Consider the following 21,397-nt stretch of genomic DNA (forward strand, 5'->3'; position numbering starts at 1 on the left):
GCCTGGTGGTGCTTGGAGTGGTGCAGCTCCATGATCCGCCCGGAGATGTGCGGCTCGAGCGCACCGTAGTCGTAGGACAGCTCGGGGAGAGTGTAAGCGGGCATCCGGATGTACCTCCTGGTACGGACCGCCGGAGGTCGCCCGACGGTCCCTGGGTCGTGAGCTGACGATGTCCCTGCCGCCTCAGGCGGGCGCTGCGGCGCCCCCGGGGCAGAGACGACGATGACCCGCGACCTGCCCACCGGGAAGAGGGGGCTGGTCGCGGGTCATCGTCCTACTGTGCAGGAACCTCGGGGTCAGCGCTCGTCGGCGCCCTTCTCCGGCTCCACGAGGTCTCGACCGCCGCCGACAGGGGCGGTGCCTGCCTCGATCTGCTCGCGGCTGGTGCTCTCGAGGGCGTCGTGCTCGCCGTGCGAGTGCGCGGCGGCGAGCTCGGCGGGCGTCACGGGCTCGATGCGGTCCTCGTAGAAGAACCGCGACAGGCGCTGGAGGCGCTTGTCCTTCTTGTAGCCCTTGCGGCGCACGCCGCGGGAGTCCGTCGCCGGCTCGATCTCGAGCGGGGCGTGGGCGGAGTAGTTGACCCGCAGCCAACGCTCCTGCTCGTCGAGCGGACGGTGCACCTCGATGTACTCGCCGTGCGCGAACCGGACGATCCGGCCCGTCTCGTGGCCGTGCAGCACGAGCTCGCGGTCCTTGCGCTGCAGGCCGAGGCAGATGCGCTTCGTGACCCAGAACGCGAACCAGGGACCCACGAAGATCAGGATCCGGAAGGCCCACGTGATCGTGTTGATCGACATGTGGAAGTGCGTCGCGATGAGGTCGTTCGACCCCGCGAGCGCCAGGATGATGAACGCAGTGAGGAAGGCGACGCCCAGGCCGGTGCGGACGGGCACGTTGCGCGGACGGTCGAGGACGTGGTGCTCACGCTTGTCCTTCGTCACCGCGGACTCGAGGAACGGGTAGACGAAGAGGAACGTGAACAGCAGACCCGGGACGACCACCGCGGGGATGAGGACGTTCAGCGACAGCGTGTAGCCGCCGATCACGAACTCCGTCTGCCCCGGCATGAGTCGCAAGGACCCTTCGAGGAACAGCATGTACCAGTCGGGCTGGGCTCCCGCGGACACCGGGGACGGGTCGTAGGGGCCGTAGTTCCACACGTTGTTGATCGCCATCGTGCCGCCCATGAGGGCGAGGATGCCGAACACGACGAAGAAGAAGCCGCCGGCCTTCGCGACGTACACGGGGAACAGCGGGAAGCCGACCACGTTGGTGTCCGTGCGGCCGCCACCGGGGTACTGCGTGTGCTTGTGCAGCACGACGAAGAACAGGTGGAGCGCGACGAGCGCGAGGATCAGGCCGGGCACCAGGAGGATGTGGACCGTGAAGAGCCTCGGGATGATGTGCTCGCCCGGGAACTCGCCGCCGAAGATGAAGTACGACATGTACGAGCCGATGAGCGGGATCGCCTTGACCACGCCGTCGGTGATGCGCAGGCCGTTGCCCGACAGGACGTCGTCGGGCAGCGAGTAGCCGGAGAAGCCGGCGGCGAGGCCCATGATCATGAGCAGCATGCCGACCAGCCAGTTGACCTCGCGGGGCTTGCGGAACGCGCCCGTGAAGAACACGCGCATCATGTGCGTGACGATCGACGCCATGAAGATCAGCGCGGCCCAGTGGTGGATCTGCCGCATGAGCAGGCCGCCGCGGACCTCGAACGACATGTGCAGGGTCGACGCGAAAGCGTCGGACATGAGCACGCCGTCCATGGAGGCGGGCTCGCCGTGGTAGGTCACCAGGGACATGCTCGGGACGAAGAACATCGTCAGGAAGATGCCGGTGAGGATCAGGACGACGAACGAGTAGAGCGCGATCTCGCCCAGGAGGAACGACCAGTGGTCGGGGAAGACCTTGCGGGCGAACTCCTTGACGGCGACACCGATGCCGGTGCGCTGGTCGAGGTAGTCCGCGGCCTTCCCCGCGGGGGTCGTCGGCGCGGCTGACTTCGGTGCGGCCGCCCGAGGTGCGGCGGTTCCGGTGCTGGTGGTCACTTCAGACGCTCCCAGAAGCTCGGGCCGATGGGCTCGTGGAAGTCGCTCTGCGCAACCAGGTAGCCCTCGTCATCAACGGTGATCGGCAGCTGCGGCAGGGGCCGCTTCGCGGGGCCGAAGACCACCTTGGCGCTGTCGGCCACGTCGAACGTCGACTGGTGGCACGGGCACAGCAGGTGGTGCGTCTGCTGCTCGTAGAGAGCGACGGGGCAGCCGACGTGCGTGCAGATCTTGGAGAACGCGACGATGCCGTCGTACGACCAGCTCTCCCCGGCGGGGGCCTGCTCGGACACGATGTCGCGCGGGTCGAGACGGACCAGGAGGACGACGGCCTTGGCCTTCTCCGTGATCCACTCGTGGGACTGCATCTCCTCCTGCGACGCCTCGGGGATGACGTGGACCACCGAGCCGATGGTGACGTCGGCGGCCTTGATGGGCCGGCCCGAGGGGTCGATCGCGAGGCGCGTGCCCCGCTGCCAGAGGGTGTGCTTGAACTTCGAGACGTTCCAGTCGCCGCCGACGCTCCCGATGAGCGGGACCGCGATGGTGAGCGGGAAGAGCGCGAGGGCGGAGATGACCGCGCCCTTGAGGACGCCGCGGCGGGCGATGCCCGAGTCCTTGACGCCCGCGTCGAGCTCGGCGAGCGCGGCGGTGCGCGTCTCGGGGTCGCTCGCGATGGGGTGGCGCTCGTCCACCTTCTCGTGGTCGGACATGAGGACCTTGGCCCAGTGCACCGCGCCGAGGCCGATGCCGAGGAGGGCGAACGCGATGGCGACGCCGAGCGTCACCGTCGACAGGCGCACGCCCGCGGTGGTCCCGTCCGGCGGGATCACGAAGTAGACGACGAGGGCCGCGATGGTGCCGATGACGGAGATCCCGAAGAGAGCGGCGACCTGGCGCTCGGCGCGCTTCGACGCCTTCGGGTCTCGGTCGGCCATCCGGCTCTTGTGCTCCGGCAGACCGGGGTCCGGGAACGTGTCGAGGGTGCCGTGCTCCTCGCGGTGCCCGACCTCGCGGTGCGAGGACTCGGACGAGCGGGGGCTCTGGTAGTCGCTCACGAGGACTTCGCTCCGATCCACACTGCGGCCCCGATGAGGAGGCCCATTCCGACGATCCAGGCCCACAGACCCTCGCTGACGGGGCCGAGGGACCCGAGCGACAGGCCGCCGGCCGAGCCGTCACGCTGCTCGGCGAGGAAGGCGATGACGTCCCGCTTCTCCTCCGGCGTCACGGTGGCGTCGTTGAAGACCGGCATCGACTGCGGACCGGTGAGCATCGCCTGGTAGATGTTCCGCTCCGAGGTGTCCCACAGCGGGGGAGCGAACTTGCCCTCGGAGAGGGCACCGCCCGCACCGATCGCGTTGTGGCACATCGCGCAGTTGGTGCGGAAGACCGCGGCACCGTTCGCCGGGTCGCCGAGCGCGGCGTCGACCTGCTCGTCCGTGGGGATCGCGGGGCCGGCGCCGAGCGACGCGACGTAGGCGGCGAGCTGCGCCGTCTGCTCCTCGTCGAACTGGCGCGGCTTCTGGATGGCCTGCGGACCGTCCATCTGCATGGGCATGCGGCCGGTGGACACCTGGAAGTCGACCGACGCGGCGCCGACACCGACGAGCGAGGGCGCGGTGGCCGTGCCCTCGGCGTTCGGGCCGTGGCACGTGGCGCAGTTGGCCTGGAACAGCTTCTGGCCGGTCTCGATGTCCTCGGTGCTGGCGGTCTCGGCGTTGGCCGAAGTCGGGGCAAAGGCGGCGTAGACGCCACCGGTGACCAGCAGCGCCAGCAGCAGCAGCACGACCGGCGCGAAGCGGTGGTGTCTGCGGGCGGCGAGTGCCTTCACGAAATGATCCTCGTCTCGCAGGTGGGGGAGCAGGGGGCGGGTGGGCGGTCCGGGGCGGACCCCGGGCGGGTCGTCAGCGCAAGATGTAGATCACGAAGAACAGCGCGATCCACACGACGTCGACGAAGTGCCAGTAGTAGGACGTGACGATGGCCGTCGTGGCCTCGTGGTGCCCGAAGTTCTTGGCCGAGAACGAGCGGCCGAGAAGGAACAGGAAGGCGATCAGGCCGCCGACGACGTGGAGGCCGTGGAACCCGGTCGTGATGTAGAAGACGGAGCCGTAGGGCGTCGAGGAGATCGACACGCCGTGCTCGACGAGCTCGGCGTACTCGAAGATCTGACCACCGATGAAGAACGCGCCCATGAGGAACGTCAGCGTCATCCACTCGTTCATCCCCCAGCGGTTCACCTGGAAGATCGAGCCGGTGCGCACGGGCTGGAAGCGCTCGGCGGCCCACACGCCCATCTGGCACGTCACCGACGACAGCACCAGGACGGTCGTGTTGATCGCCGCGAAGGTCAGGTTGAGCTTGTCCGCCTCGAGGGCCCACTCGTCGGCGGGCATCACGGAGCGGACCGTGAAGTACATGGCGAAGAGGCCGGCGAAGAACATGAGCTCGCTGGCCAGCCACACGATCGTCCCGACCGAGACGGGGTTCGGTCGGTTGACGCTCACGTGCTGATGGGCGTGGGGGGCAGCCGTTGCGGTCGACACAGGAGCCATTATGGCCGACGAACCTCAGCTTCGCGGCACGCAGACGGCCGCCCGGAGGCGGTGAATCTCACAATGTCTCCAGAACTTCCCACGGAGACCTGCACTTGGTGACGGAAACCGTCCGAGTGCCATGAAACCGGTGTGCCCGCCGCACGGGCCAGGGCCCTTGGTCCCCGGTCCGGCGCCGGTCGGCGCGCGACCCGCCCCAGGGGTGCTGCGAAGCCCTCCGACGTGCCAAGATGCCAGTCGGGACCTGCGTCCGCCACACGCGGCGGCACGCGCTCCCGGGCCCATCCCAGGGAACGACGAAGGCGACGGTGACGACGATGACGACGACCGTGACGACGACGCACGGGGACACGGACGTGACCCCGCGCGCGCCGCGCATCCTGCTCTACAGCGACGACGTGACCGTGCGTGAGCAGGTGCGGCTCGCCGTCGGGCGGCGGCTGGGCGCGGGGCAGCCGGAGATCGAGTGGCACGAGGTGGCCACCCCGGCGGCGGTCGTGGCGTCGGCGGACGCCGGCGGGTGGGACCTGCTGGTCCTGGACGGCGAGGCCGACAAGGCCGGGGGCATGGGTCTGTGCCGCCAGCTCAAGAACGAGATCTACGCCTGCCCGCCGGTCCTGGTCCTCACCGGCAGGCCGCAGGACGGTTGGCTAGCATCGTGGTCGCTCGCCGACGACGCGGTGCCCCGGCCGTTCGACGCGGTCGCCCTCCAGCGCGCCGTCGCCGACCTGCTGCGCGCCTCCGGCACGCGGTAGCCGACCAGGAGACCGACCAGCCGAAGGGCCACCCGTGACCGCCACCCCGCACCCTGCCGCCTCGACCACGAGCGACTCGACGGGTGCGGGGCTCACCTGGCCCGGGCTGCTCACCGAGCTCGTCGCGGGGAACGACCTCGATGCCGAGCGCACCGCGTGGGCCATGGACCAGGTGATGTCGGGCGAGGTCTCGCCGGTGAAGCTCGCGAGCTTCCTCGTCGCGCTGCGGGCGAAGGGGGAGACGGTCGCCGAGCTCACGGGCCTCGCGGACGCGATGCTCGCGCACGCGAGCCGGTTCTCCGTGGACGGGCCCGCCGTGGACATCGTGGGCACGGGTGGCGACCGCGCCCACACCGTGAACATCTCGACCATGGCGTCGCTCGTCATCGCGGGTGCGGGCGTGCGCGTCGTCAAGCACGGCAACCGCGCTGCGACGTCGTCGTCGGGCGCCGCGGATGTGCTCGAGGAGCTCGGCATCCGGCTCGACCACGGGCCCGACCGCGTGGCGCGCATCGTGCAGGAGGCAGGGATCACCTTCTGCTTCGCCATGGTGTTCCACCCGTCGATGCGGCACGCCGGCGTCGCGCGCAAGGAGCTCGGCATCCCGACCGCGTTCAACGTGCTCGGCCCTCTGACGAACCCGGCGCAGCCGCGTGCGGCGGCGATCGGCGTGGCCGACGCCCGGATGGCGCCGCTCATCGCCGGCGTGCTCGCCGGACGTGGCACGTCGGCGCTCGTGTTCCGCGGCGACGACGGCCTCGACGAGCTCGCGGCGACCGGCGGCGCCACGGTGTGGGAGGTGCGCGACGGCGCCGTGACGGAGCGCCGCCTCGACCCCGTCGCCGACCTCGGTCTGACGCCCGTCACGGTCGAGGACCTGCGCGGCGGGAACGCGGCGCACAACGCCGACGTCGCGCGCCGTTTCCTCGCGGGCGAGCCCGGCGCGGTGCGCGAGACGGTGCTGCTCAACGCGGCGGCGGGTCTCGTCGCCGACGGCACGCTGCCCGGGACCGCGGAGGGGTCGCTCGTCGAGCGGCTCCGCGCGGCCTACGACGTCGCGGCCCGCAGCGTCGACTCCGGCGCCGCGCGCGCAGCGCTCGCCCGCTGGGCGGAGGCCGCGGCGCGCGACTGACGGCCGGTCAGTCGTCGAGGCCGAGCGCGAACGCCTGCTCGAGGTCGACGTTCGAGTAGGCGCGGAACGCGATGAACGTCTCGGTGCGCACGACGCCCTGGACCTTGCTGATCCGGTCCGCGATGACGTCGGCGAGCTGGTCGTGCTCCTGGACCCGCACCATCGCGACGAGGTCCGCCTTGCCCGTCACCGAGTAGACCTCGCTGACGCCGCGCAGGTCCGCGACCTCCGACGCGACCTCGGGGATGCGTGCGGGGTCGGTGTCGATCAGGACGATGGCGGTGAGCATGGTTCCTCCGGGGACGGGTCGTCGTCAGGCGACCACTCTACGGTCGGCCCGGCGGTCGCGTGCGCCAGGTCGGCGCCGCTCTCGGGGTCCGCGTGGCGCGCGACGTGGCGGGCCGTGGCCGCGAGGTCCACGTGCGACCCCGCCGAGCGGACCGGGCACGCCCACGGACCCGTGACGTCGACGATCCGCACCCCGGGCTCCTGGAGCCAGGACAGCAGGATCTCGGCCTCGTGCGGGTGGCTCGCGGGGGCCGGCGGCACGGGCGGTGCCACGGTCTCGGCCGTCGCGACGAGCGCGTGCACGAGCGGCCACGGGTCCGTCCCGGGCGCACTGACACCCGTCGCGGCGAGCCGCGCGTGCCGCACGACGACGACCTCCCACCCGCCGGCGTCCGTCGGGCGCGCGGCGACGAGCTCGGCGCACGCGGCGAGCGGGGCGAGTCGCTGCGCCCGCGCCGCGCCCGTGAGGAAGGCGCGCAGGCGCTGGGTGAGCTCGCCGGCCTGCTCGAAGCGCTCGTCGCGCGAGAGGGCCACGATGCGGCGCCCGAGCTCGGCGACGACGCGCGACGGGTCGCCCTCGAACGCCTCGCGCACGCCCGCCGCGACGTCCCCGTAGCCGGTGTCGCGCGCGGCGGTCGTGCACGGGGCCGAGCAGCGGCCCATCTCGGCGAGCACGCAGGCCGTCGCACCGGGCGAGGCGACGACGGGGAGCCGGCGGGTGCACTGGCGCAGCGCGAAGGCGTCGTGCAGGGCGTCCACGGCGGCCTGGGCCTGGTGCCGCGAGGCGAACGGGCCGATGTGCGCCGCCGGTGCGCGGACGTCGCGGACCAGCGAGAGGCGCGGGTACGCCTCGTCGGTGAGCCGGACCCACGTCATGCGCTCCGGGTGCCGCGACCGGCGGTTGTACCGCGGGGCGTGCTCGGCGATGAGGCGCAGCTCGCGGACCTGCGCCTCGAGCGGCGTCGCGCACACGACGGGCGTGACGGCGTGCGCGATGCGCACCATCTCGGTGATGCGCCCACGCTTCTCCGAGCGCGTGAAGTACGACCGCACGCGGCGCCGGATCGACGTCGACGTCCCGACGTAGAGCACCTCGTCGCCCGGGCCGCGGAAGAGGTAGACGCCGGGCGCGTCCGGCAGGCCGTCGGCGAGGTGGCGCTTGCGGCGCACGTCCTGCGGCACGGGGTCCGTCGCCCCGGCGAGGTCCTCCAGGTGCGTCACGCCGAGCGGGCCGAGGCGGCCGAGGAGCGCGTGCAGCACGTCGACGGTGGCCCGTGCGTCGGCGAGCGCGCGGTGGTCCGGCGTCACCGTGGCACGGAAGAGGGCCGCGAGCGTCGCGAGCTTGTGGTTCGGCGCCTCGTCGCGCGTGACGACCCGCCGTGCGAGGGGCACGGTGTCGAGCACCTGGTTGCCGGGCCAGTCGTAGCCCGCGGAGCGGCACGCGGCCTTGAGGAACGAGATGTCGAACGGGGCGTTGTGCGCGACGAGCACCGCGTCGCGCGCGAACTCGAGGAAGCTGGGCAGGACGGCCTCGATGCGGGGCGCGGTGGCGACCATCGACGACGTGATGCCGGTGAGCCGCGCGACGAAGGCGGGCACGGGCACGCCCGGGTCGACGAGCGTCTGGAACTCGCCGAGCACCTCGCCGCCTCGCACCTTCACCGCGCCGATCTCCGTGATCCCGGCGCCCGCGGGGGAGCCGCCGGTCGTCTCGAGGTCGACGACGACGAACGTCACCTCGTGCAGCGGCGTGCCCAGGTCCTCCAGCGTGGGCTGGACGGGGGCGCCCTGCGGTGCGGACCCGGCGCGGGGGGCGGCGAGGGCGGGTCCGGACGACATGGCGGCGAGGCTAGCGAGGGCCACCGACACCACCGCCGCGAGGTCCGTCGGCCGCCCGCCGACACGAGGGCCGGGAGCCCCGGTCCGGGTCCCCGGGCGGCATAGGGTGGGAGCGAGAGAATCGGGACGATCATGGACGAAGCGCCCGGGGCGACCCGTGGACGCGGTGCGGAGGAGGCGCGGCGCATGGTGGCCGACGGACCGGAGGACGCCCTGCCCGCGGAGCCGGACGTGCCGCCGTCGGTCCGGAACCTGCTCGTGGCCGCCGCGGCCGACGCGCTGGGCGCGCTCGACACGGCCCTGGTCCCGGTCGCGCTCCAGCGGGTGCGGGCCTTCGCGCCTCGTCGGCGCGCGACGGCGGGAGCGGCGCCCCTGTGGCGTGCCCTGGCCAACGACGCGGCGTTCCGGCACGCGGTCGCCGCGGCCTGGTCCCGCGAGCACGAGAGCGAGCCGGAGCCCGGCTCCGCGCCACCGGACGACCTGTCCCCGGCACAGGTGCGTGAACGAGCCGCGGGAGCCTTCCTCCTGCGGCCCGACGGCTGGCAGGCGGAGGTGGAGCGCGCGCGCTCGCTCGACGACACCCTCCGGGCGGACCGGTCGGCCCGGGACGACGCGGCCCGCCTCCGCGGCGAGCGCGACAGGCTCGCCCGCCAGGTCGAGGACCTCCGGGCGCGGGTCCGCGACGCCGACGCGCGCGCAGAGGCCGCGACGGCCGAGCTCGCCGCGGTACGCCGGGCCGAGCGGCGGCTGCGCGCCGACGCGGACCGGGCACGGGCCGAGGCGCGGGCTGCCGAGCGGGCGGCCCAGGGGGAGCGGGACGTCGCCGAGGCCGCGCTGCGCGACGCGCGCGAGGAGCGTCGTGCGGCCGCCGTCGACCGGGCCCGTGCGCGGGCGGAGCGGGACGAGGCGCGCCGGGCGCGGACGTCGTCGGCCGACCTCGCGACGGCCCGGGCGCGCCTCCTGCTCGACACGGTGGTCGACGCGGCGGCGGGGCTCCGGCGCGAGCTCGCGCTCGGCCCGTCGACCACGACCCCGGCGGACGACGTCGCCGCCGGGCTGCCGGACGCGGCGCGCACCCGGCCAGGGTCGCGCGGCCGCGCGGCGGACGACCCGGCGCTCGTCGACGACCTGCTGTCGGTGCCGCGGACGCACCTCGTCGTCGACGGCTACAACGTGACGAAGACGGGCTACGGCGAGCTGTCGCTCGCGGACCAGCGCGACCGGCTCCTCGCCGGCCTGCTCCGCGTGGCCGCCGCCGGCACGGAGGTCACCGTGTGCTTCGACGGCGCCGACGGCGGCCCGCGGCCGGTGCACGCCCCGCGCGGCGTGCGGGTGCTGTTCTCCTCGGGGGAGATCGCGGACGACCTCATCCGGCGCCTGGTCGCCGCCGAGCCGCCCGGACGACCGGTCGTCGTCGTGACGAGCGACCGCGCCGTCGCCGACGACGTGCAGGCGATGGGCGCGGCGTGCGTCCCGGCCCGCGCGCTCCTGGCGCGGCTCGCCCGCCGCTGACGACGAGGCCCTCCCCGGCGTGCTGCCGGGGAGGGCCGTGGTGCGCGGGGACGGGGTTCCCGGACCGTGTCAGCGGACGGGCGCGGGCCCGTCGACGTAGATCGCCTCGACGTCGGCCGCGAAGTCCTTGAGCACCTCGCTGCGCTTCACCTTGAGCGACGGCGTGAGGTAGCCGTTCTCGACCGTGAAGTCCGTCGTGAGGACCGTGAACTTGCGGATCGACTCGGCGCGGGAGACAGCCTGGTTCGCGCGCGTGACCGCGGCGTCGAGGGCGGCGAGGACGTCCGGGTCCTTGGCCGCCTGCTCGACGGTCAGGGACTCCTTGCCGTGCATGCTGGCCCAGCCGGGCAGGCCCTCCGGGTCGATCGTCACCAGGGCGCCGATGAACGGCTTCTGGTCGCCCACGACGACGCACTGCGAGACGAGCGCGTGCGCGCGGATCCGGTCCTCGAGGACGGCGGGCGCGACGTTCTTGCCGCCGGCGGTGACGATGATCTCCTTCTTGCGCCCGGTGATGCGCAGGAAACCGTCCTCGTCGAGCGAGCCGAGGTCGCCGGTGCGGAACCAGCCGTCGACGAACGCGTCCGCGGTCGCCTGCTCGTTGTTGTGGTAGCCGCGGAAGATGTGGTCGCCCCGCAGGAGGATCTCGCCGTCCTCGGCGATCCGGGCGCCGCAGCCCGGGAGCTGCTCGCCGACGGTCCCGATCTTCGTGTTCCCCGGGCGGTTGACGCTCGTCGGTGCCGTCGACTCGGTGAGGCCGTAGCCCTCGAGGATCCGCACGCCGATGCCGCGGTAGAAGTGGCCGAGGCGCTCGCCGAGCGGCGCGCCGCCGGAGACGGCGTACTTCGCGCGGCCGCCGAGCGCGTGCCGGAGCTTCTTGAAGACGAGCGCGTCGGCGATCTTGTGCTGCAGGCGTAGCCCGACGCCCGGCCCGGACGGCTCGTCGAGCGCGCGCGAGTACGCGATCGCGGTCGCGGCGGCCCAGTGGAAGATCTTCAGCTTGCCGCCCGCGGCCGCCTTCTGCTCCGAGGAGTTGTAGACCTTCTCGAAGACGCGCGGCACCGAGAGGATGTACGTCGGCTTGAACGTGCCGAGGTCCTCGAGCAGCGTCTTCGTGTCCGGCGTGTGGCCCAGCACCGTGCCCCCGGCCACGACGAGCACGCCGATGAACCGCGCGAACACGTGGGCGAGCGGCATGAACAGCAGCGTGCGGCCGCCCGGCTCCCCGAAGACCTCGGGCACCGCGTCCACGGCGTTGACCGTGAGGGAGTAGAAGTTCTGGTGCGTGAGCTCCGCGCCCTTGGGGCGGCCCGTCGTGCCGGACGTGTAGATGATCGTCGCGACGTCCGCGAGGTCGGCGAGGCCGCGCCGGCGCACGATCTCGGCGTCGTCCACGCCGGCGCCGTCGGCCGTGAGCGTGGCGATCGCGCCGGAGTCGATCGCGAGCACGTCCCGCAGCCCGGGGGCCTGGTCGCGCACCTCCTCGACCGTCGCCGCGTGCGCCTCGGTCTCCACGACGAGCAGGCGCACGTCCGCGTCCGAGAGGATCCACTGCACCTGCTCCGGGCTCGACGTCTCGTAGAGCGGCACGGGCACCGCGCCCGCCGCCCACGTCGCCCAGTCGAGGAGCGTCCACTCGTAGCGCGTGCGCGACATGATGCCCACGTGGTCGCCGGGCTCGATGCCGCGGGCGACGAGACCCTTCGCGACGGCGACGACCTCGGCGTCGAACTCGCGCGCGCTGAGCGCCTGCCACGCACCGTCGGCACCCGTGCGGCGCTCGACCATCGGCGCGGCCGGGTCGGCCGCGACGCGGCTCGCGAGGAGGTCGTTGAGGTTCTTCGAGGGATCGACTTCGACGATCCGTGGGGCGCTGATCTCGTCCATTCTGGCTCCAGTGGCAGTAGTCGACGGTGGGAGAACCCTACCCAGTGGCGGCGTGTGCCCGAGACCTGCCGTTGTCGGTAGGCTTCAGGTGCTGTGCGCTGCTTGCGCAACGTTTCGCGCGGGCGCGGAGTTCCGGTGGCCCGACCCGTGGCGCGGGGTCGAGGCCCCGTCGTCGTGCGTGGTCCGTGAGCGGGCGAGCACCCGCAGCGAGACCTTGCAGTCAGCGGAACCGAGCGAGTAGAGGACGGGACATGCACGCCATCGGGGTGGACATCGGCGGGACGAAGATCGCGGCCGGGGTCGTCGACGAGAAGGGCGAGATCCTCGTCCAGACGCGCCGCGACACCGAGCCCGACGACGTCGCGAGCATCGACCGCGCGATCGCCGACGTCTATGCCGAGCTCACGGCCGACCACGAGGTCGGCGCGATGGGCCTCGCGGCGGCCGGCTTCGTCAGCCCCGACCGCACCTCGGTGCTCTTCGCGCCGAACATCGCCTGGCGCGAGTACCCGCTGGCGCGCAACGTGCGTGAGCTCATCGGCGACGTCGACGTCCCGATCGTCGTCGAGAACGACGCGAACGCGGCGGGCTGGGCGGAGTTCCAGTTCGGCGTCGCGCGCGACGCGACCGACATGCTCATGCTCACGGTCGGCACGGGGCTCGGGGGCGCGATCGTCGTCGACCGCGAGCTCGTGCGGGGCAAGTGGGGCGTCGCGGCCGAGGTCGGCCACATGCGCGTCGTCCCGGGCGGGCACTACTGCGGCTGCGGCCACGAGGGCTGCTGGGAGCAGTACGCGTCCGGGCGCGCACTCGTCCGGGACGGGCAGAACGCCCTCATCGCCCAGCCGGACCGCGCGACGCGCCTGCTCGAGATCTGCGGCGGCGACCCGGACAAGCTCAACGGTCCCCAGATCACCCAGGCCGCGCAGGAGGGCGACGACCTCGCGGTCGAGCTGCTCGCGAACCTCGGCCGCTGGATCGGCGAGGGCGCGGCGTCGGTCACGGCGCTGCTCGACCCGGAGCTCATCGTCATCGGCGGCGGCGTCGGTGCGGCGGGCGACCTCCTGCTCCAGCCGGTGCGGCGCGCGTTCGCCGACCAGCTCTCCGCGCGCGGGCACCGCCCGGAGGCGCGGATCGAGCTCGCCGAGCACGGCAACGAGGCGGGCATCGTCGGCGCCGCGGACCTGGCGCGCCGCTGACGGGCGGCGCGGGCGCGGTGCGGGGGAGGCGCAGGCGTCAGACGACGGCGCCCGGGCCCCGGTCGTCGTCGTCCCGCCGGTGCGGCATGCGCCAGAGCAGGATCGCCAGCCCCACGAGGAAGGCGCCGCCGCCCACCTGCGCGACGATCACGGGGTACGGGCGCGCCACGACGAGCACGACGAGCAGCAGGATCGGCACGCCGACGACGAGCGCCCACGCCATCGTCAGGAGCGGGTCGCGCCCGAGGACGAGCGGCGGGTCCGGGGGCACGAAGTGGCTCTCGGCCTCCTCGAGGTCCTCGACCTCGGGCGTCGTGGGCCAGTCCCGCGGGCCGGTCGGGCGCACCCAGGGCGCCACGGGCACGGACCCGAGCACGTCGCGGCCGCTGCGCGGGGAGCCCTCGGTCGTCCCGGCCGCCGGGTCCTCCGGGGCCCCAGGATCGTCGCCCGGCCGGGCGCCCGGGTCGGAGCGGTCGAGATCGGAGAGCTCGGAGAGCTCGGCCACGATGCCGGCCCACCGGGCGTCGACGTCGAGCGCGGGCTCGGGCACCTCGTCGTGCGGCGCCGTCGCCTCCCCGTCGGCGGCGACAGGGTGGTCCGCACCCGGCGCCGCGTCGTCGGGCGTGGGGTCGGGGACGTCGTCGGGCTGCGGGGAGTCCGGCTGGGCGTTCGGTGCGGCCATGGGAATCACTCTAGAGTCGGATGCACGTCCCGCGCCGGGACCCCGCGAGGAGGAACGTTGTTCTACTGGTTCATGAAGCAGGTGATGGTCGGCCCGATCCTGCGGCTCCTGTACCGTCCCTGGACGCGGGGCGTCGAGCACGTGCCGGACGAGGGCGGTGCCATCCTCGCGAGCAACCACCTCGCGGTGATCGACTCGTTCATCCTGCCGCTCGTCCTCGACCGCAAGGTCCAGTTCCTCGGCAAGTCCGACTACTTCACGGGCACGGGCGTCAAAGGGCGTCTGACCGCCGGCTTCATGCGCGGCGTGGGCACGATCCCCGTGGACCGGGCCGGTGGCAAGGCGAGCGAGGCCGCGCTCGAGACGGGCCTGCGCGTCCTGCGCGAGGGCGACCTGTTCGGCATCTACCCGGAGGGCACGCGCAGCCCGGACGGACGGCTGTACCGCGGCAAGACGGGCGTCGCGCGCCTCGCGCTGGAGTCGGGCGCCCCGGTGGTCCCGGTCGCGATGGTCGGGACGAACATCGCGCAGCCGATCGGCAAGGTCATCCCCACGCCCATGCGCATCGGGGTCGTCATCGGCGAGCCGCTCGACTTCTCGCGCTACCGCGGCATGGAGAACGACCGCTTCATCCTGCGCGCCGTCGCCGACGAGATCCAGTACGCCATCATGCGGCTGTCCGGGCAGGAGTACGTCGACATCTACGCGGCCACGGCCAAGGCGCGCCTCGCGGCGGGCCACACCGAGTCCGAGGTGGCGGGCGGTGCGCCCGGTGGGCGTCCCGCTCCCGACGTCCAGGTCCCGGAACCGCCGCCGGAGCCCGGCGCGGCGTCAGTAGACTGAGCGACGGCCGGTCGTGCCGGGCCCGCAGGCCCGAGCCCCGTCGCCGCCACCCCGCCGGACCGCGTCCGTCCGGCCAGGATCCGTCCTACGAGAGGTTCTGAGTTCACATGTCGGTTCGTCGCGTCGCCCTCCTCACCGCGGGCGGTTTCGCCCCGTGCCTGTCCTCCGCGGTCGGGGGTCTCATCGAGCGGTACACGGAGCTCGACCCGGAGATCGAGATCATCGCCTACCAGTACGGCTACCACGGCCTGCTGACCGGCACGAAGATCGTCGTGGACTCCGAGGGGCGCAAGCAGGCCGGGATCCTGCACCGCTTCGGCGGCTCGCCGATCGGCAACTCGCGCGTCAAGCTCACCAACGCGGCCGACTGCGTCAAGCGCGGCCTCGTCCAGGAGGGCCAGGACCCGCTGCAGGTCGCCGCGGAGCAGCTCAAGGCGGACGGCGTCGACGTGCTGCACACGATCGGCGGCGACGACACGAACACGACCGCGGCCGACCTCGCCGCGTACCTCCACGAGAACGGCTACGAGCTCACGGTCGTGGGCCTGCCGAAGACGATCGACAACGACGTTATCCCGATCCGCCAGTCGCTCGGCGCGTGGACCGCCGCCGAGGAGGCGGCGGGCTTCGCGGCCAACGTCATCGGCGAGCACCGCTCGGGCCCGCGCATGCTCATCGTGCACGAGGTCATGGGGCGCCACTGCGGGTGGCTCACCGCGGCGTCCGCCGCCGAGTACCGCAAGTGGCTCGACGCCCAGGAGTGGGCCCCGGCCCTCGGTCTGACGCGCGAGCGCTGGGACGTCCACGCGGTCTTCCTGCCGGAGCTCGCGCTCGACATCGACGCCGAGGCCGAGCGCCTCAAGGCGATCATGGACGAGCAGGGCAACGTCAACATCTTCCTGTCCGAGGGCGCCGGCATGCACGAGATCGTGGCGCAGCTCGAGGCGGCGGGCGAGGAGGTCCAGCGCGACCCGTTCGGCCACGTCAAGCTCGACACGGTCAACCCGGGCCAGTGGTTCGCCAAGCAGTTCGCCGAGAAGCTGGGCGCCGAGAAGGTCATGGTCCAGAAGTCCGGCTACTTCTCGCGCGCGGCCGCCGCGAACGCCGAGGACCTGCGCCTCATCAAGTCGATGACGGACCTCGCGGTCGAGTGCGCGCTGCGCGGCGAGTCGGGCGTCATCGGCCACGACGAGGAGGACGGCGACCGCCTGCGCGCGATCGAGTTCCCGCGGATCGCCGGCGGCAAGGCGTTCGACGTGTCGCAGCAGTGGTTCGGCGAGCTCCTCGAGGGCATCGGCCAGCCGCTCGTGCCCGCGGCGCCCGCGGCCCACTGACCGGCACGACCGCACCAGGAACCTCGTCAGGGGACGCCGTATGACCACCACGAGCGAGCCGGGGACCGACTCCGGGCTCGACCACTTCCGCACGCTCGTCGCGCTCCAGCAGCCGACGTGGCCGGACGAGGCGGCGCTCGACGCCGTCCGTGACCGGCTGGCGGCCTCCGCGCCGCTCGTGGTGCCGGCGGCGGCCGACACGCTGCGCTCCCGCCTGGCCGCGGCCGGGCGGGGCGAGGCGTTCCTCCTGCAGGGGGGCGACTGCGCCGAGACGTTCGCCGAGGCGAACGCCGACCGGATCCGCAACAAGATCCGCACCATCCTCCAGATGGCGGTCATCCTCACGCACGGCGCGAGCATGCCCGTCGTGAAGATGGGCCGCATGGCCGGGCAGTACGCGAAGCCGCGCAGCTCCGACTCGGAGACGCGCGACGGCGTGACCCTGCCCGCCTACCGGGGCGACATGATCAACGGGCACGCGTTCACGCCCGAGGCGCGCATCCCGGACCCCGAGCGCCTCGTGCAGGCGTACCAGATCTCGGCGGCGACGTGGAACGTCGTGCGCGCGTTCACGACGGGCGGCTTCGCCGACCTGCGCCAGGTCCACGAGTGGAACCGCGGCTTCATGCGCAACCCCGCCTACGCGCGCTACGAGCGGACGGCGTCCGAGATCGACCGCGCGATCCGCTTCATGGACGCGTGCGGCGCCGACTTCGACGCGCTGCGCACGGTCGAGTTCTTCGTCAGCCACGAGGCGCTCGTGCTGGACTACGAGCGCGCCCTCACGCGCCGGGACGCGCGCACGGGGGACGCGTACGACACGTCCGCCCACTTCCTGTGGATCGGGGAGCGCACGCGCCAGCTCGACGGCGCGCACGTCGACTTCCTCTCGCGCGTCGCGAACCCCGTCGGGGTCAAGCTCGGCCCGACGACGACGCCCGACGTCGCGCTCGAGCTCGCCCGCCGTCTGAACCCCGACGACGTCGAGGGCCGCCTGACCTTCGTCACGCGCATGGGCGCCGGCAACGTGCGGGACGCGCTCCCGCCGCTCGTCGAGGCCGTCGCGCGCGCGGGCGTGCCCGTCACGTGGGTCACGGACCCCATGCACGGGAACACCATCACGTCGGCGAGCGGCTACAAGACGCGCCGGTTCGACGACGTGCTCGACGAGGTGCGCGGCTTCTTCGAGGTGCACCGCGCCGCGGGGACCGTGCCGGGCGGGCTGCACGTCGAGCTCACGGGCGACGACGTCACCGAGGTGCTGGGCGGGAGCGAGGAGATCGACGACGCCGGGCTCGCCCTGCGCTACGAGACCCTCGTCGACCCGCGCCTCAACCACCAGCAGTCGCTGGAGATGGCCTTCCAGGTCGCGGAGATGCTGCGCGGCTGAGACCACGGAGGAGACGGCCGTCTCCCGTCGAGCGCAGGGCCGTGGCCCGTCCCGTGGTCGGGGCGGGCCACGGTCGTCCGCGCGGGACGCGAGGTCAGAAGACGTTGAGGACGATCGTCGAACCCTTGGGCGCGGTGCGCCCGTCCCCGCCCGGCGGGTCCTGGGCGTAGACGATGTTGAGCGGGTGGATGCCCTGCGGGTAGCGGATCTCCACCTGGAAGCCCGCGTCCTTCAGGGCCTTCTCGGCGTCCGCGACGTTGCGCGTGCTGACGTTCGGGACCTCGACGAGCGGGGGTCCGAGCGACACCACGACGTTCACGGTGTCCTTCCGGTGGGCGTCGGAGCCTTGCTCGGGGTCCTGGCGGATCACGAGCCCCGCGCCGACGGTCTCGGAGTACTCCTCGGTGACCGCGGGGACGAGGCCCTGCTCCTCGAGGGCGGCGACGGCGGCGTCCTTCGCGGAGCCCGTGACCTGCGGCACGACGACGGGCGCGGGCCCGGACGAGACGGTGAGCACGACCGGCACGTCGTGCCGGATCGTGGCGCCCTCCTCGATGGCGTTGCCGTCGGGGTCCTTCACGGCCATGACCTGGCCCGACGGCACCTCGTCGTGCGGCTCGGCGACGGGGTCGCCGAGCGTGAGGTCGGCGCCCTCGATCGCGGCGGTCGCCTCCTCCTGCGTCGCGCCCACGAGGCCCGTCGGCACCGTGAGCATCCGCACGCCCTTCGACACGACGAGCTGCACGCTGCCGTCCTTGCGCACGTCCTCACCGGACGCCGGGTCGGTCGCCACGACGGCGCCCTCGGGCACGGCGTCGTCGTAGCGCTCCTCGACCGTGTGGGACAGGCCCGCGTCGTCGAGGATCGCGACGGCCTCGGGACGCGGCGCCTCGACGAGGCCGTCCGGGACCTGGGTGTAGGCGCCCGGCCCGGACGAGAACCACCACGCGGCACCGCCGCCGACGCCCGCGAGGACGAGGAGGACGACGAGCGACCAGACGACCACGCGGCCGTGGCCACGTCGCCGCGCCAGGGCCGGGGGAGCAGGGGGCGGCGGGCCGGGCCGCGTCGTCGGCGCGACGACGTGCCCGACCGCGAGCGGCTCCGTGAGGCCCGCGGCCTCGCGGTCGCGCAGGCTGAGCGCGGCGAGGGACGCGGTCGCGGCGGCGGACGGGTCGTCGCGCTCCGTCCGCGGGCCCGGACCCGGCGGGGGCGGCACGACGGCGGCCCCACCGGCGGGCGGGTCGACGCGGCGCTCGAGGTCGGCGGGGTCGAGCGCCGCCCGGGTCGAGCGCACGAGCGCGAGCGCGGCGCCCGCGTCGGCCGGGCGGTCGGCGGGGTCGCGCGCGGCGAGCGCGCAGAGCAGGTCGTCGACCTCGGGCGGGATCCACGGGGCGACGTCCGACGGCGGCGGCACGTCGTTGTTCACGTGCTGGAACGCGACCTGGATCGGCGTCGTCCCGGTGTGCGGGACGGTGCCGAGCAGCATCTCGTACGCGAGGATGCCCGCGGCGTAGACGTCGGTGCGGGCGTCGCACGTGCCGGTCGCGATGAGCTCGGGGGAGAGGTAGGCGACGGTCCCGAGGATCGTGCCCGTCGTCGTCGCGGTCACCTCGTTCACGGCGCGCGCGAGACCGAAGTCGGTGACCTTGAGCCGACCCTCGGTGTCGAGCAGGACGTTCTCGGGCTTGATGTCGCGGTGCACGAGCCCCGCGCGGTGTGCCGCGGCGAGCGCGTCGAGCACGTGCTCCAGCACGTCGAGCGTGCGACCCAGCGTCAGGGTGCGCTCGGTGAGCATGGTGCGGCGCAGGTTCGACCCCGCCACGTACTCCATGGTCAGGTAGCTCGTGTCGCCGTCGAGGCCCTGGTCGTACACGGCGACGAGGCCCGGGTGGGTGAGCCGGGCGGCGGCGCGCGCCTCACGGCGGAAGCGGGAGACGAAGTCGGCGCCGGACGCGCCCTCGGCGAGGTGGGCGTGCATGACCTTGAGCGCGACCTCGCGCTCGAGCCGGCGGTCGATCGCCAGGTACACCGTCGCCATGCCGCCTCGCGCGATGCGCGAGACGACCTCGTACCGCCCGTCGACCAGGCGGCCGACGAGGGGATCGGTCGTCACGGTGGCCACGGGGAGAGTCTAGGTGGCCGGGTGTCACGATCCGGTGAGCGCGGCGCGCACGGCGTGGGTGTCGTGTGGAGGCACGCCGTAGGCTTGCCCGGTGACCGATCGCGACACCAGCCCCCGCCCCACGCTCGACGACCTCGTCGGCGAGTGGCTGACCCTCCCCGACGTCGCCGAGGCGCTCGGCACCGACGTCGGCAAGGTACGCCGCCTCGTGCAGGAGCGGCGCGTCGTCGGCGTGAAGCGTGGCGAGCGCACGACGTTCCAGGTCCCGGCGCGCTTCCTCGTGCCGCTGCACCTGGTGGACCCCGCGAACGTCGGCCGTCCGGACGAGAGCGGCCGCGTGGGCGTCCTGTCGAGCCTGCAGGGCACGATCGTGGTGCTCACCGACGCCGGGTTCGACGACGCCGAGATCCTCGAGTGGCTCTTCACCCCGCACGACGAGCTCGGCGAGGCCCCGTTCGACACGCTCCTCAGCGGGCACAAGGCGCGCGTGCGCCGCGTGGCGCAGTCCGAGCTCTGACGCGTTCCGCCGCCGACCCGGGAGCCCGGGCCGACGGGCGGCAGCGCGGTCAGGCCGTGCGCTCGACGGCGGCGCGCGCGAGCAGCGCGAGCATCGTCGCGCCCGGCTCCGCGAGCCCGGCCCCGTCGAGGGCGGTCGCTGCGCGCTCGGTGAGCTCGGCGATGAGGGACTCGACGGCGTCGCGAGCGCCCGTCTCGACGAGGACGGCGCGCAGGTCCTCCACCGTCGCCGGGTCGAGGTCCGGGTCGCCCAGGTGGGTGAGCAGGAGCTCGCGCTGCGCGGGCGTCGCCGCGGCCAGCGCGCGCACGACGAGCACCGTCCGCTTGCCCTCGCGCAGGTCGTCGCCCGCAGGCTTGCCGGTGACCTGCGCGTCGCCGAAGACGCCGAGCACGTCGTCGCGGAGCTGGAACGCCTCGCCCACGGGCAGGCCGAACGCGCTCGTCGCGGCGACCGCGTCGTCGTCGGCGCCGGCGAGCGCGGCGCCGAGCGCGATGGGGTGCTCGACGCTGTAGCGCGCGGACTTCGAACGGATGACGGCCCGGGCGCGCTCCTCGTCGGCCGCCGGGTCCTCGCCCCACGGCAGGACCTGTGCGTGCACGTCGAGGTACTGGCCGGCCGTGACCTCCGTCTGCATGCGGCCGAACACGCGTCGCGACCGCGTGGCGACCGCGGTCTCGAGGTCGTCGAGCGCGTCGCCGAGCTCCCGGTGGCTCGCGATGAGCGCGAGGTCGCCGAGCAGGATCGCGGCGTTCTCGCCGTACCGCGCGCCGTCGCCGGACCAGCCGAGGTCGCGGTGGCGCGCCGCGAAGGCGCGGTGCGCCGTCGGGCGGCCGCGCCGGGTGTCCGAGGAGTCCATGACGTCGTCGTGGAAGAGCGCCGCCGCCTGGAACAGCTCGAGCGCCGCGCCGGCGCGCAGCGCCGTGGACCGGTGCGGGCCTGCGGCGTCACCGCCGTGCGCGCGCCACGACCAGTAGCAGAACGCGGCGCGCAGGCGCTTGCCGCCCGCGAGCAGCTCCTGCGTCGCGTCGGCGAGCACGTCCGTGTCCGGGTGGGTCCCGGCGAGCTCGGCGCGCAGCGCCGCGGTCGAGGCGTGCAGCGCGTCGTCGACGCCGGCGCGCACCCCTTCGCGGTCGACGAGCGCGGCGGGGCTCGGGTCGGTGAGGTCCTCGGACGCCTGGGGAGGGACGGAGGGCGAGGTCGGCAGCGACGGGTTCGGCACGGGGGCAGCCTATGCGGAGCGAGGCCCACCCTGCCCGTCCGCCCTCGCGGCGGCCGTGCGGCGCGG

18 protein-coding genes and 1 pseudogene are annotated in these 21,397 nt (G+C 73.6%); 8 read left to right on the forward strand and 11 right to left on the reverse strand.

The window, feature by feature from the left end; genetic code table 11:
* The 5 genes and pseudogenes from ACZ4MO_RS18175 to ctaE form a co-directional block, all read right to left on the reverse strand.
* Positions 1-104 (reverse strand): annotated as a pseudogene (locus tag ACZ4MO_RS18175) (superoxide dismutase); the annotation flags it as partial.
* A gap of 192 nt (positions 105-296) precedes the next feature.
* Complete coding sequence (gene qcrB, locus ACZ4MO_RS18180; RefSeq protein ID WP_074807136.1) at positions 297-2,051, reverse strand: cytochrome bc1 complex cytochrome b subunit; 1,755 nt, start codon at positions 2,049-2,051, stop codon at positions 297-299.
* Positions 2,048-3,109 carry a cytochrome bc1 complex Rieske iron-sulfur subunit gene (gene qcrA / locus ACZ4MO_RS18185; RefSeq protein WP_255437401.1) on the reverse strand — a complete coding sequence of 354 codons (1,062 nt, stop codon included), beginning with the start codon at positions 3,107-3,109 and terminating at the stop codon, positions 2,048-2,050. Before qcrA ends, qcrB begins: the two co-directional genes overlap by 4 nt.
* The gene (gene qcrC / locus ACZ4MO_RS18190; protein WP_021481149.1) at positions 3,106-3,885 is read right to left on the reverse strand and encodes a cytochrome bc1 complex diheme cytochrome c subunit; all 780 of its coding nucleotides are present in this window, start codon (positions 3,883-3,885) and stop codon (positions 3,106-3,108) included. The genes qcrA and qcrC overlap by 4 nt, the downstream gene beginning before the upstream one ends.
* Positions 3,886-3,958: 73 nt before the next feature.
* Positions 3,959-4,561, reverse strand: coding sequence for an aa3-type cytochrome oxidase subunit III (gene ctaE, locus ACZ4MO_RS18195; protein WP_499279322.1), 603 nt, complete (start codon positions 4,559-4,561; stop codon positions 3,959-3,961).
* A 365-nt stretch (positions 4,562-4,926) separates the two neighbouring features.
* Between ctaE and ACZ4MO_RS18200 the strand changes: the two genes are divergently transcribed.
* Together ACZ4MO_RS18200 and trpD are read left to right on the forward strand one after the other, a co-directional pair.
* Entirely contained in the window at positions 4,927-5,364 is a 438-nt protein-coding gene (locus ACZ4MO_RS18200; RefSeq protein ID WP_168946288.1) for a response regulator transcription factor, read from the forward strand.
* A gap of 34 nt (positions 5,365-5,398) precedes the next feature.
* Complete coding sequence (trpD, locus tag ACZ4MO_RS18205) at positions 5,399-6,496, forward strand: anthranilate phosphoribosyltransferase (protein ID WP_175010094.1); 1,098 nt, start codon at positions 5,399-5,401, stop codon at positions 6,494-6,496.
* A 7-nt stretch (positions 6,497-6,503) separates the two neighbouring features.
* On the opposite strand, the gene ACZ4MO_RS18210 is transcribed toward trpD, so the two are convergent.
* Both ACZ4MO_RS18210 and ACZ4MO_RS18215 read right to left on the reverse strand, forming a co-directional pair.
* The gene (locus ACZ4MO_RS18210; RefSeq protein WP_034654744.1) at positions 6,504-6,785 is read right to left on the reverse strand and encodes an Lrp/AsnC family transcriptional regulator; all 282 of its coding nucleotides are present in this window, start codon (positions 6,783-6,785) and stop codon (positions 6,504-6,506) included.
* On the reverse strand, positions 6,764-8,623 hold the full coding sequence (locus tag ACZ4MO_RS18215) for a DEDD exonuclease domain-containing protein (protein ID WP_175010093.1): 1,860 nt from the start codon (positions 8,621-8,623) through the stop codon (positions 6,764-6,766). Before ACZ4MO_RS18215 ends, ACZ4MO_RS18210 begins: the two co-directional genes overlap by 22 nt.
* A 186-nt stretch (positions 8,624-8,809) precedes the next feature.
* Between ACZ4MO_RS18215 and ACZ4MO_RS18220 the strand changes: the two genes are divergently transcribed.
* A complete protein-coding gene (locus ACZ4MO_RS18220; protein ID WP_186810516.1) occupies positions 8,810-10,135 on the forward strand; it encodes an NYN domain-containing protein in 1,326 nt (441 codons plus the stop codon).
* Between the two features lie 69 nt (positions 10,136-10,204).
* Here the strand turns inward: ACZ4MO_RS18220 and ACZ4MO_RS18225 are convergent, their stop codons facing one another.
* Entirely contained in the window at positions 10,205-12,022 is a 1,818-nt protein-coding gene (locus ACZ4MO_RS18225) for an AMP-binding protein (protein WP_175010091.1), read from the reverse strand.
* Positions 12,023-12,273: 251 nt separating this feature from the next.
* Between ACZ4MO_RS18225 and ACZ4MO_RS18230 the strand changes: the two genes are divergently transcribed.
* The gene (locus ACZ4MO_RS18230; protein WP_043658218.1) at positions 12,274-13,221 is read left to right on the forward strand and encodes an ROK family glucokinase; all 948 of its coding nucleotides are present in this window, start codon (positions 12,274-12,276) and stop codon (positions 13,219-13,221) included.
* A 37-nt stretch (positions 13,222-13,258) separates the two neighbouring features.
* Here the strand turns inward: ACZ4MO_RS18230 and ACZ4MO_RS18235 are convergent, their stop codons facing one another.
* On the reverse strand, positions 13,259-13,903 hold the full coding sequence (locus tag ACZ4MO_RS18235; protein WP_175010090.1) for a hypothetical protein: 645 nt from the start codon (positions 13,901-13,903) through the stop codon (positions 13,259-13,261).
* Positions 13,904-13,960: 57 nt separating this feature from the next.
* On the opposite strand from ACZ4MO_RS18235, the gene ACZ4MO_RS18240 reads away from it, so the two are divergent.
* The 3 genes from ACZ4MO_RS18240 to ACZ4MO_RS18250 all read left to right on the forward strand — a co-directional run bounded on the left by ACZ4MO_RS18240 (position 13,961) and on the right by ACZ4MO_RS18250 (position 17,470).
* Entirely contained in the window at positions 13,961-14,746 is a 786-nt protein-coding gene (locus tag ACZ4MO_RS18240) for a lysophospholipid acyltransferase family protein (RefSeq protein ID WP_228075234.1), read from the forward strand.
* Positions 14,747-14,853: 107 nt separating this feature from the next.
* Positions 14,854-16,080 carry a pyrophosphate--fructose-6-phosphate 1-phosphotransferase gene (locus ACZ4MO_RS18245; protein ID WP_175010089.1) on the forward strand — a complete coding sequence of 409 codons (1,227 nt, stop codon included), beginning with the start codon at positions 14,854-14,856 and terminating at the stop codon, positions 16,078-16,080.
* 40 nt (positions 16,081-16,120) lie between these two features.
* Positions 16,121-17,470 carry a class II 3-deoxy-7-phosphoheptulonate synthase gene (locus ACZ4MO_RS18250; protein WP_209829630.1) on the forward strand — a complete coding sequence of 450 codons (1,350 nt, stop codon included), beginning with the start codon at positions 16,121-16,123 and terminating at the stop codon, positions 17,468-17,470.
* A gap of 94 nt (positions 17,471-17,564) precedes the next feature.
* On the opposite strand, the gene pknB is transcribed toward ACZ4MO_RS18250, so the two are convergent.
* Positions 17,565-19,595, reverse strand: a complete 2,031-nt coding sequence (gene pknB, locus ACZ4MO_RS18255) for a Stk1 family PASTA domain-containing Ser/Thr kinase (RefSeq protein WP_175010087.1) — start codon at positions 19,593-19,595, stop codon at positions 17,565-17,567.
* Between the two features lie 91 nt (positions 19,596-19,686).
* Here pknB and ACZ4MO_RS18260 point away from each other — a divergent pair, with 91 nt between their 5' ends.
* Positions 19,687-20,112 (forward strand): Rv2175c family DNA-binding protein, encoded by a 426-nt coding sequence (locus tag ACZ4MO_RS18260; RefSeq protein ID WP_175010086.1) that lies wholly within the window; start codon positions 19,687-19,689, stop codon positions 20,110-20,112.
* 49 nt (positions 20,113-20,161) lie between these two features.
* On the opposite strand, the gene ACZ4MO_RS18265 is transcribed toward ACZ4MO_RS18260, so the two are convergent.
* Entirely contained in the window at positions 20,162-21,331 is a 1,170-nt protein-coding gene (locus tag ACZ4MO_RS18265) for a polyprenyl synthetase family protein (protein WP_255437400.1), read from the reverse strand.
* Positions 21,332-21,397 lie beyond the last annotated feature (66 nt).

This window comes from Sphaerisporangium cinnabarinum (assembly GCF_055567015.1).

What these genes read in the sequence shown, in the direction of transcription:
- ACZ4MO_RS18200 (WP_168946288.1), top strand. Translation starts at nt 4,927, where the DNA reads ATGACGACGACCGTGACGACGACGCACGGGGACACGGACGTGACCCCG.
- ACZ4MO_RS18225 (WP_175010091.1), bottom strand. Translation starts at nt 12,022, where the DNA reads ATGGACGAGATCAGCGCCCCACGGATCGTCGAAGTCGATCCCTCGAAG.
- ACZ4MO_RS18245 (WP_175010089.1), top strand. Translation starts at nt 14,854, where the DNA reads ATGTCGGTTCGTCGCGTCGCCCTCCTCACCGCGGGCGGTTTCGCCCCG.
- ACZ4MO_RS18210 (WP_034654744.1), bottom strand. Translation starts at nt 6,785, where the DNA reads ATGCTCACCGCCATCGTCCTGATCGACACCGACCCCGCACGCATCCCC.
- ACZ4MO_RS18250 (WP_209829630.1), top strand. Translation starts at nt 16,121, where the DNA reads ATGACCACCACGAGCGAGCCGGGGACCGACTCCGGGCTCGACCACTTC.
- ACZ4MO_RS18230 (WP_043658218.1), top strand. Translation starts at nt 12,274, where the DNA reads ATGCACGCCATCGGGGTGGACATCGGCGGGACGAAGATCGCGGCCGGG.
- ACZ4MO_RS18220 (WP_186810516.1), top strand. Translation starts at nt 8,810, where the DNA reads ATGGTGGCCGACGGACCGGAGGACGCCCTGCCCGCGGAGCCGGACGTG.
- ACZ4MO_RS18215 (WP_175010093.1), bottom strand. Translation starts at nt 8,623, where the DNA reads ATGTCGTCCGGACCCGCCCTCGCCGCCCCCCGCGCCGGGTCCGCACCG.
- ACZ4MO_RS18235 (WP_175010090.1), bottom strand. Translation starts at nt 13,903, where the DNA reads ATGGCCGCACCGAACGCCCAGCCGGACTCCCCGCAGCCCGACGACGTC.